The following is a 9,815-nucleotide window of genomic DNA, read 5'->3' on the forward strand; positions in this document are numbered from 1 at the left end:
TTGCGGCGGATCGTTTGCGGCACCGGCCGCGATGGCCGGAAATCGCTCACTCCGCCGCTTCCAGCTTGCCGGCGATGCGGCGGGACTGGCGCGCCTGCTCGTCATACTCGACCTGCCAGTCGGAGGGGCCGTTCGAGGGCGAGATCTGCACCGCTGTCACCTTGTATTCCGGGCAGTTGGTCGCCCAGTCGGAGAAGTCGGTGGTGATGACGTTCGCCTGCGTCGTCGGATGGTGGAAGGTGGTGTAGACCACGCCCGGCGACACCCGGTCGGTGATCAGCGCGCGCAGCGTCGTCTCGCCGGAGCGGCTGGAAAGACGCACCCAGTCGCGGTCGCGGATGCCGCGCAGTTCCGCATCGTGGCGATGGATCTCCAGCCGGTCCTCCTCGTGCCAGACGACATTGTCGGTGCGCCGCGTCTGAGCGCCGACATTATACTGGCTTAAGGTTCGGCCGGTGGTCAGCAGCAGGGGAAAGCGCGGCCCGGTCTTCTCGTCGGTCGCGACATATTCGGTGCGGATGAACTTGCCCCTGCCGCGCACGAAGCCGTTCACATGCATGATCGGCGAGCCGGCCGGGTTCTTCTCGTTGCAGGGCCACTGCACCGAGCCCATCTTTTCCAGATAGTCGTAGGAGACCAGCGCGAAGCTCGGCGTCGTCGCGGCGATCTCGTCCATGATCTCGGACGGATGGCTGTAATTCCAGCCAAGCCCCATCTGCTGGGCAAGCTTCTGCGTCACCTCCCAGTCGGCATAGCCGTTCTTCGGCGTCATCACCCTGCGCACGCGGTTGATGCGGCGCTCGGCATTGGTGAAGGTGCCGTCCTTTTCGAGGAAGGTCGAGCCCGGCAGGAAGACATGGGCGTAGTTGGCGGTCTCGTTCAGGAACAGGTCCTGCACGACGACGCATTCCATCGCGGCGAGGCCGGCGGCGACATGCTTGGTATCCGGATCCGACTGGAGGATGTCTTCCCCTTGAATGTAGATGCCCTTGAACGAGCCGTCGACGGCGGCGTCCAGCATGTTCGGGATGCGCAGGCCCGGCTCGTCGGAAAGCGCGACCCCCCACATCTTCTCGAAGACCGCGCGGGTCGCGTCGTCGGCTACGTGGCGATAGCCGGGGAGTTCGTGCGGGAAGGAGCCCATGTCGCAGGACCCTTGGACGTTGTTCTGGCCGCGAAGCGGGTTCACGCCGACGCCGGGGCGGCCGATATTGCCGGTCGCCATGGCAAGGTTGGCGATGGCGATCACCGTGGTCGAGCCCTGGCTGTGCTCGGTGACGCCGAGGCCGTAATAGATCGCGCCGTTGCCGCCGGTCGCGAACAGCCGCGCGGCCCCGCGCAGGTCTTGCGCCGGAACGCCGGTCAGGCTCTCGGTCGCCTCCGGGCTGTGGCGCTCCTCGGAAACGAAGGCGGCCCAGTCCTCGAATTCCGACCAGTCGCAGCGCGCGCGGATGAACGCCTCGTCGAACAGCCCCTCCGTGACGATGACATGGGCGAGCGCGGTGACGACGGCGACATTGGTGCCGGGCCTGAGCGGCAGATGATGCGCCGCCTTGATATGCGGCGAGGAGACGAGATCGGTGCGGCGCGGATCGATGACGATCAGCTTGGCCCCCTGCCGCAGCCGTTTCTTCAGCCGCGAGGCGAAAACCGGGTGGCCGTCGGTCGGATTGGCGCCGATGACGATGACGACGTCGGTGTGCTCGACCGAATCGAAATCCTGCGTGCCGGCCGAGGTGCCGAAGGTCTGGCCGAGGCCGTAACCCGTGGGAGAGTGGCAGACGCGGGCACAGGTATCGACATTGTTATTGCGGAAGCCGGCGCGGATCAGCTTCTGCACCAGGTAGGTTTCCTCGTTGGTGCAGCGCGACGAGGTGATGCCGCCGATCGATTCGCGGCCATACTGGTACTGGATACGGCGGAATTCCGCCGCCGTATGCGCTAAGGCCTCCTCCCAGCTCACCTCCCGCCAGGGATCCGAGATCTTCTCCCGGATCATCGGGTTGAGGATACGCTCCCGGTGCGTCGAATAGCCGTAGGCGAAGCGGCCCTTGACGCAGGAATGGCCGCGATTGGCCTTGCCGTCCTTCCACGGCACCATGCGCACCAGTTCCTCGCCGCGCATCTCCGCCTTGAACGAGCAGCCCACACCGCAATAGGCGCAGGTGGTGACGACGGAATGCTCCGGCTGGCCGATGGCGATGACGGATTTTTCCGTCAGCGTCGCCGTCGGACAGGCCTGCACGCAGGCGCCGCAGGAGACGCATTCGGAGGAGAGAAACTGCTCGTGCATGCCGGGCGAGACACGGCTGTCGAAGCCCCGCCCCTCGATCGTCAGCGCGAAGGTGCCCTGCACTTCCTCGCAGGCGCGCACGCAGCGCGAGCAGACGATGCATTTCGACGGATCATAGGTGAAGTACGGGTTCGATTCGTCCTTCGGCATCCACTTCGCATTGATGCCGTCGGCATCGCGCGGCTTGACGTGGTTCTCGCCGTCATAGCCGTAGCGCACGTCGCGCAGGCCGACCGCGCCGGCCATGTCCTGCAGCTCGCAGTCGCCATTGGCAGCGCAGGTGAGGCAGTCGAGCGGATGGTCGGAGATGTAGAGTTCCATCACTCCCTTGCGGATCTGCTTCAGCCGTTCCGTCTGGGTGTGGACCTTGATGCCCGGAGCGACCGGCGTGGTGCAGGAGGCCGGCGTGCCGTTCCGCCCCTCGACCTCGACCAGACAGAGGCGGCAGGAGCCGAAGGCATCGACCATGTCGGTGGCGCAGAGTTTTGGCACCTGAATGCCCGCCTCCATCGAGGCGCGCATGATCGAGGTTCCCTCGGGCACGGTGATCTCCCGACCGTCGATGGTCAGCGTCACCTGCCTGTCGGAGCGGGACGCGGGCGTGCCGTAGTCGATTTCATGAACGAGGGACATGAACACCTCCTGTCAGACATTCCTTCGGCCGGTTTATGCATCCGGCGCGCGGAAATCCTATTTCTTATCTTCCGCGAATGTGGCGGCAACGAGCGCATTGGCATGACCATGGCCGAGGCCGTGGGTCTCCTTCAGAAACGCCACCACCTCCATGTGCGTCCGCCCCGCCTGGCTGCGGACGATGTCTTTCCAATGGGAAATCGGCCGGCCATAGGCCTTCTCGATCGCCGGAAAATAGGAGGCGGGGCCTTTGACCTTGACCTTGTCCGTGACGCTCATTCCGCAGCCTCCGCCATCGGCGCCGGGCGAAAATCCTCGGGGAAATGCGTGATCGCGCTCATCACCGGATAGGGCGTGAAGCCGCCGAGCGCGCAGAGCGAGCCGAACTTCATCGTGTTGCAGAGGTCGGTCAGAAGCGCGAGGTTCTTCTCCGGCTCGATGCCCTTCGCGATTTTGTCGGCCGTCTCGACGCCGCGGGTCGAACCGATGCGGCAGGGCGTGCACTTGCCGCAGCTTTCGACGGCGCAGAATTCCATGGCGAAGCGCGCCTGCTTCAGCATGTCGGCCGTGTCGTCAAAGACGGTGATGCCGGCATGGCCGATCAGCCCGTCCTTCGCGGCGAAAGCCTCGTAGTCGAAGGGCGTATCGAACAGCGCCGGCGGGAAATAGGCGCCGAGCGGTCCGCCGACCTGCACGGCCTTGACCGGCCGTCCGCTCGCCGTGCCGCCGCCGATCGCCTCGACGATCTCGCCGAGCGTCAGGCCGAACGCAGCCTCGTAGAGACCGCCATGCTTCACATTTCCGGCAATCTGGATCGGGATCGTGCCGCGCGACCGGCCCATGCCGAAGTCGCGGTAGAAGGCCGCACCCCGGTCGAGGATGACGGGAACGGAGGCGAGCGAGATGACGTTGTTGACCACGGTCGGCCGGCCGAGGAACCCCTGCAATGCGGGAAGCGGCGGCTTGGCGCGCACGATCCCCCGCTTGCCCTCCAGCGAATTCAGCAGCGCCGTCTCCTCGCCGCAGACATAGGCGCCGGCGCCGACGCGGATCTCCATGTCGAAGCTCCTGCCCGAACCGAGCACGGAGGACCCGAGAATGCCGGCGCGCCGCGCCACCTCGACCGCTTTGCGCATCGTCTCGATCGCATGCGGATATTCCGAGCGGGTATAGACATAGCCCCTGGTCGCCCCGGTCGCGATTCCTGCGATCGCCATCCCCTCGATCAGCACGAAGGGATCGCCCTCCATGATCATCCGGTCGGCAAATGTGCCGCTGTCGCCCTCGTCGGCATTGCAGACGATGTATTTCTGCGGACCCGGTGCTTCGAGAACGGTTTTCCATTTGATGCCGGTCGGAAAGCCCGCGCCGCCACGACCGCGCAGACCCGATTCGGTAACCGCCGCGACGATTTCCGCCGGCGTCATCTCAACCGCCCGTTCGAGCCCCTTCAGGCCCTGGTAATGCCGGTAGTCGTCGAGCGACAGCGGATCGGTGACGCCGCAGCGCGCGAAGGTGAGCCGCGTCTGGCCGGCGAGGAACGGGATCTCCTTCGTGCGGCCCTGGCACAGCGGATGCGCGCCGCCGTCGAGAAAGCCGGCCTCGAAGAGCGAGGCGACATCGCCGGGCCGCACCGGGCCATAGGCGATGCGCCCCTTTTGCGTGCGCACCTCGACCAGCGGCTCCAGCCAGTGCAGCCCGCGCGACCCGTTGCGCACGATCCGGGCATCGAGGCCGCGCGCGGCGATCTCCTCGCGGATGCGGGCGGCGACGCGATCGGCGCCGAGCGCCAGCGCGGCGGCATCGAGGGGAACGAAGATCGTCACCGTCATGCCCGTGCCTCCGCGACGAGGTCGGCGGCGGCGTCGGGGTCGAGGCGGCCATGCACCGCGCCGTCCAGCATGGCGGCGGGTGCGGTGGAACAGAGCCCGAGACAATAGACCGGTTCGAGCGTCACCGCCCCGTCCGGCGTCGTCTGGTGGAAATCGATGCCGAGCAGCGCCTTGACCCGTTCCGCGAGCCGCTCGCCGCCCATCGACTGGCAGGCCTCGGCGCGACAGAGCTTCAGCACGCGCCGTCCGGCAGGGTGGTCGCGGAAATCATGGTAGAAGCTGACCACGCCGTGCACTTCGGCCCGCGACAGGTTCAGTTCCCGCGCGATCAGCGGCAGGCTTTCAGGCGGCACATGGCCGAACGCGTCCTGGATCTCGTGCAGGATCGGCAGAAGCGGCCCTTCGAGCCCCTTCAGCGCCTGCACGATCGACAGGGTGCGGGCCTCCGTTTCCGGGATGATCCCATGGACCGTCACGCCGTTACCTCCCCCTTGCCAACTCGTTCACGAGAGCGCCGCCGTCAGAACGCCGCCGTCTGGACCCGATCGCCTCCCGACGCCGCCCTTTTCTGTCGCAAGCCGCCGCCCGGGGGTCAATATCGCTGTTCCGTCAAACGATAGAGGATTTCTATCAGGATGACCTCTCTTCCGACAGCCGCCGCGCCTCGTGCAGCAGCGCGGAGACCAATGGCGTAAACGGCTCGCGATGGGTCGCAACCAGGCCGATCCGATGGGTCGCTTCAGGCTCGACCAGCGGGATCGAGCGGATTTCGGCGCCGAAACCGAAGGATTCCGCCATGTTCTGCGGCATGATGCTGGCGCAGCGCCCGGTGCGGATGTGGGAAAACAGCACGATCATCGAATTGGATTCGAGCGTCGGACGAACGGTGACGCCGGCCTCGCCGAAATGCTGGTTGATGATGCGGCGGTTCTGCATGTCGGCGGTCAATAGACAAAGCCGAACGTCGCCCGCCTCGCGCCAGGTGATGCTGTCGCGCGACGACAGCGGCCCGCCCGCCGCCGTCACCAGATGATAGCGCTCCTCGCGCAGCGGCACGGCCGTGACGCGACCGAGCGGCTCGTTCTCGAGATAGGTGAGCCCGGCATCGATCTCCAGGTTTTCGAGCAGGCTGAGGATTTTCAGCGAGGTGGTCGAGAGGACGGAGAACGTCACCTCGGGATGCTTCTCCTGGAAGGGCACGGTGACCTGATGCACCATCGACAGCGCGGTCGGGATGGCGGCGAGCCGGATGTGGCCGGAAAGGCCGCGCCGCGCCGCGCGCATCTCCTCGCGCATCGCCCGCGCATCGCCGACGATGCGGCGCGCCCATTCGAGCACGCGCTGCCCCTCCGGCGTCAGCCCCTGGAAGCGCGACCCGCGCTCGACCAGCATGACGCCGAGCTCGCCCTCGAGCTGGCGGATCGCGGCCGAAAGCGTCGGCTGGGTGATGCCGCACGCCTCGGCCGCGCGGCCGAAATGCCGCTCGCGCGCCAGCGTGATGAAAAAGTCGAGCTTATCGATCATGCCGCCGGCCCTCCCCCGCGCCGCGCGGCGGGGATCAGCAGATCAGCTGGCCGCCGTTGACCTCGAGCACCTGCCCGGTGACATAGCCGGAAAGGCCCTTCGACGCGAGGAAGAGATAGGCGGGCGCGCAATCCTCCGGCGTGCCGAGCCGCTGCAGCGGGATCGTCTTTCGGGTCGCCTCCAGCTTTTCCGGCGAGGAGTAGCGGGCATGGAAATCCGTGGTGATCGTGCCGGGCGAGACGCAGTTGACGCGGATGCCGTCCGGCGCGAGCTCGCGGGCCAGCGCCTTCGAATAGGTGGAGACGAAGGCCTTGGTCGCCGAATAGATCGCCGAGCCGGGACTGCCGCCGGTCAGCGCCGAGATCGACACCGTGTTGACGATCGCGCCCTGCGCCGAGCGGCGCAGCAGCGGCAGCAGCGCCCGCGTCAGCTCCATCACGGAGGTCTGGTTGAGCTGCACCACCGTTCCGTACTGATCGTCCGTCAGCTCCGCCGCCGGGAAGCGGCCGACCATCGTGCCGGCATTGTTGACGAGCACGTCGAGCGTCTGGAGATGCTGGCCGACCGTCTCGGCGAAGGAGAGAACACCCTCTTGCGTCGAAAAATCGGCATAGGCGAGGATCGCGCGCCCCTCCGCCACCGCCTCGGCGAGGAAGGAGGGGAGTTCGCCCGATGCCTTGCGGCCGCCATGGACGACGACCGTCGCGCCGGCGGCGAGGAACTGGCGGGCGACCTCGAGCCCGATGCCGCGCCCCGCACCGGTGACCGCGACGTTAACCCCTTTGAACAATGACGCATCGAACATGGCGATTCTCCCAGAAGACGGCCGCCAAGCTGGCAAATCGGGGCCTGCTTGGCAACCGGCGCCGCACCGGTTCGCCCCGTGTCGAAGACGAAAGGATTGACTTTCTCGCATTTTCGCTTTTGCCTGCGGCGAAAAGAAACGAAAATCGGGGGAAACGCCATGTACCTCACCGGCAGGCAGGCCGAGATCCTGGAACTCGCGAAGGCCGAGGGACGGGTGCTGGTCGACGAACTCGCCACGCGCTTTTCCGTCACGCCGCAGACGATCCGCAAGGACCTCAACGATCTGTGCGACGGCAAGGCGCTGACGCGCATCCATGGCGGCGCGATCTTCCCGAGCGGCCGCGACAACGTCAAATACGACCAGCGCCGCGAGATCGCCGCGCCGGAAAAACTGGCGATCGGCCGCGCCTGCGCCGGCCTCATCCCGGACAGTGCCTCGCTGTTCATCAATATCGGCACCACCACGGAAGCGGTCGGCGAGGCGCTGACCGGCCATTCCTCGCTGATGGTCATCACCAACAACATCAACGTCGCCAACAGCTTGCGGGTCTTTCCCTCGATCGAGGTGGTGATCGCCGGCGGCGTGGTGCGCGGGTCGGACGGCGGCATCGTCGGCGAGGCGGCGGTCGACTTCATCCGCCAGTTCAAGGTCGATTTCGCCGTCATCGGCGCGTCGGCCATCGATCACGACGGTGCGCTGCTCGATTTCGATTTCCGCGAAGTGAAAGTGGCGCAGGCGATCATCGCCAATGCCCGCCACGTCATCCTCGTCGCCGATTCGACCAAGTTCGACCGCACCGCGCCGGTGCGGATCGGCCATATTTCGCAGGTCCATACCTTCGTCACCGACCGCTGCAAGATCGCAAGCGTCCGCGACATCTGTTCCGCCGCCGAGGTGCGTCTTGTCGAAACGCGATCGTGAACGGGCGCGCCGAACATTCGTTTGACATTCGTATAATTTTCGTTTTAACTGTCTTCACTTTCGCAATTGCAACAAAATGATGCAATGCGAAATGCCTTGGGGAGAAGGCTGTGACGGGGCGGGAAACCTTCGACATTTTCGTGATCGGCGGCGGCATCAACGGCTGCGGCATTGCGCGCGACGCGGTCGGCCGCGGCTACACGGTCGCGCTCGCCGAGATGAACGACTTCGCCTCCGGCACGTCCTCCGGCTCGACCAAGCTCATCCACGGGGGCCTGCGCTACCTCGAGCATTACGAGTTCCGGCTGGTGCGCGAGGCGCTGATGGAGCGCGAGATCCTCTGGGCGATGGCGCCGCACATCATCTGGCCGATGCGCTTCGTCCTGCCCTTCCAGAAGGGCGGGCCGCGCCCCGCCTGGCTGATCCGGCTCGGCCTCTTCCTCTACGACCATATCGGCGGCCGCAGGCGCCTGCCGGGCACGCGCACGCTCGATCTCGCGCGCGATCCGGCCGGACGGCCGCTGAAGAAGATCTTCCGCAAGGCTTTCGAATATTCGGACGGCTGGGTCGACGATGCCCGCATGGTCGTGCTCAACGCCCGCGACGCGGCCGATCGCGGCGCACGCATCCTGCCGCGCACCAAGGTCGTTTCGGCACGGCGCGAGCAGGCCGGCTGGGCCGTCGAGGTCGAGGATCTCGACAGCGGCCGCCGCGAGACGCTTTCCGCCCGCATGCTCGTCAACGCCGCCGGTCCCTGGGTCGACGCGGTGCTCTCCGCGGCGCTCGGCCGCAACGACGCGCGCAACGTCCGCCTCGTGCAGGGCAGCCACATCGTCGTCCGCCGGAAATTCGAGGACCCCCGCGCCTATTTCTTCCAGAACCCGGACGGGCGGATCATGTTCGCCATCCCCTACCAGCAGGATTTCACCCTGATCGGCACGACCGACCGGGACTTCAAGGGCGACCCGCGCGGCATCCGCATCAGCCCGGAGGAAACGGACTATCTCTGCGCCGCGGCGAGCGAGTATTTCGCCGAACCCGTCCGGCCCTCCGACATCGTCTGGAGCTATTCGGCGGTCCGCCCGCTCTATGACGACGGCGCGGGCAAGGCCCAGGAGGCGACGCGCGACTACGTGCTGAAGCTGGAAGACGGCGCCGCGCCGCTGCTCAACGTCTTCGGCGGTAAGCTCACCACCTATCGGCGGCTGGCGGAATCGGCGCTGGAAAAGATCGGCGAGGCGCTCGGGACGAAGGGCGCGCCCTGGACGGCGGGCTCGACATTGCCGGGCGGCGACTTTCCCGCCGAGGGCTACGACGCGCAAGTGGCGGCGCTGAAAGCGCGCTATCCCTTTCTCGAGGCGCGCCATGCCGGCCGTCTGGTCCGCCTCTATGGAACGGAGGCGGAGAAGCTCGTCGGTTCCGCGGCAAGTCTCGCGGAGCTCGGCCGCTGTTTCGGCGCCGATCTCTACGAGGCGGAGGTCCGCTGGCTGATGACGCGGGAATGGGCGCGGCGCGGCGACGATGTGCTGTGGCGCCGCACGAAACTGGGCCTGAGGCTCGACGACCGGGAGAAGGACGGGCTGGACGCCTACATGCGCCAGGATCTCGCCGCATGCGTGCCGAGAGGCGCGGGCGATCCGTCAGAAGGAATGTGAGGTTGATAGGCGATGCTTGAGCTTCGAGGTGTTTGTTTGGATGTTGGTGTTGAGCGTCATGTATATGATGCGGATCTTGTGCTTGAGCGTGGGAGCCTGAACGTTCTTCTGGGACCGACCTTGTCGGGGAAGACGTCGTTGATGCGGCT

At 66.4% G+C, this 9,815-nt stretch carries 8 protein-coding genes and 1 pseudogene; 3 read left to right on the forward strand and 6 right to left on the reverse strand.

From position 1 onward, the window contains the following. Positions 1-46: 46 nt before the first annotated feature. The 6 genes from fdhF to ACEVQ6_RS20960 form a co-directional block, all read right to left on the reverse strand. Positions 47-2,926, reverse strand: coding sequence for a formate dehydrogenase subunit alpha (gene fdhF, locus ACEVQ6_RS20935; RefSeq protein ID WP_374890993.1), 2,880 nt, complete (start codon positions 2,924-2,926; stop codon positions 47-49). Positions 2,927-2,983: 57 nt separating this feature from the next. Beyond that, positions 2,984-3,205, reverse strand: a complete 222-nt coding sequence (locus ACEVQ6_RS20940; RefSeq protein ID WP_374890994.1) for a DUF4287 domain-containing protein — start codon at positions 3,203-3,205, stop codon at positions 2,984-2,986. Beyond that, positions 3,202-4,758 (reverse strand): formate dehydrogenase beta subunit, encoded by a 1,557-nt coding sequence (locus ACEVQ6_RS20945; RefSeq protein WP_374890995.1) that lies wholly within the window; start codon positions 4,756-4,758, stop codon positions 3,202-3,204. Before ACEVQ6_RS20945 ends, ACEVQ6_RS20940 begins: the two co-directional genes overlap by 4 nt. After that, positions 4,755-5,234 carry a formate dehydrogenase subunit gamma gene (locus ACEVQ6_RS20950; RefSeq protein WP_374890996.1) on the reverse strand — a complete coding sequence of 160 codons (480 nt, stop codon included), beginning with the start codon at positions 5,232-5,234 and terminating at the stop codon, positions 4,755-4,757. The genes ACEVQ6_RS20945 and ACEVQ6_RS20950 overlap by 4 nt, the downstream gene beginning before the upstream one ends. A gap of 154 nt (positions 5,235-5,388) precedes the next feature. Next, positions 5,389-6,282 (reverse strand): LysR family transcriptional regulator, encoded by an 894-nt coding sequence (locus tag ACEVQ6_RS20955; RefSeq protein WP_374890997.1) that lies wholly within the window; start codon positions 6,280-6,282, stop codon positions 5,389-5,391. Between the two features lie 34 nt (positions 6,283-6,316). Beyond that, a complete protein-coding gene (locus ACEVQ6_RS20960) occupies positions 6,317-7,087 on the reverse strand; it encodes an SDR family NAD(P)-dependent oxidoreductase (protein ID WP_374890998.1) in 771 nt (256 codons plus the stop codon). A gap of 159 nt (positions 7,088-7,246) precedes the next feature. Between ACEVQ6_RS20960 and ACEVQ6_RS20965 the strand changes: the two genes are divergently transcribed. The 3 genes and pseudogenes from ACEVQ6_RS20965 to ACEVQ6_RS20975 all read left to right on the forward strand — a co-directional run. Beyond that, the gene (locus ACEVQ6_RS20965) at positions 7,247-8,011 is read left to right on the forward strand and encodes a DeoR/GlpR family DNA-binding transcription regulator (protein WP_374890999.1); all 765 of its coding nucleotides are present in this window, start codon (positions 7,247-7,249) and stop codon (positions 8,009-8,011) included. 110 nt (positions 8,012-8,121) lie between these two features. Continuing rightward, positions 8,122-9,666, forward strand: a complete 1,545-nt coding sequence (glpD, locus tag ACEVQ6_RS20970; protein ID WP_374891000.1) for a glycerol-3-phosphate dehydrogenase — start codon at positions 8,122-8,124, stop codon at positions 9,664-9,666. A gap of 12 nt (positions 9,667-9,678) precedes the next feature. Further along, positions 9,679-9,815, forward strand: a pseudogene (locus ACEVQ6_RS20975) (ABC transporter ATP-binding protein); the annotation flags it as partial.

The organism is Ensifer soli (genome assembly GCF_041928815.1).
In the GTDB taxonomy this organism is placed as follows: domain Bacteria; phylum Pseudomonadota; class Alphaproteobacteria; order Rhizobiales; family Rhizobiaceae; genus JBHFEI01.

What these genes read in the sequence shown, in the direction of transcription:
- fdhF (WP_374890993.1), bottom strand. Translation starts at nt 2,926, where the DNA reads ATGTCCCTCGTTCATGAAATCGACTACGGCACGCCCGCGTCCCGCTCC.
- ACEVQ6_RS20940 (WP_374890994.1), bottom strand. Translation starts at nt 3,205, where the DNA reads ATGAGCGTCACGGACAAGGTCAAGGTCAAAGGCCCCGCCTCCTATTTT.
- ACEVQ6_RS20945 (WP_374890995.1), bottom strand. Translation starts at nt 4,758, where the DNA reads ATGACGGTGACGATCTTCGTTCCCCTCGATGCCGCCGCGCTGGCGCTC.
- ACEVQ6_RS20955 (WP_374890997.1), bottom strand. Translation starts at nt 6,282, where the DNA reads ATGATCGATAAGCTCGACTTTTTCATCACGCTGGCGCGCGAGCGGCAT.
- ACEVQ6_RS20960 (WP_374890998.1), bottom strand. Translation starts at nt 7,087, where the DNA reads ATGTTCGATGCGTCATTGTTCAAAGGGGTTAACGTCGCGGTCACCGGT.
- ACEVQ6_RS20965 (WP_374890999.1), top strand. Translation starts at nt 7,247, where the DNA reads ATGTACCTCACCGGCAGGCAGGCCGAGATCCTGGAACTCGCGAAGGCC.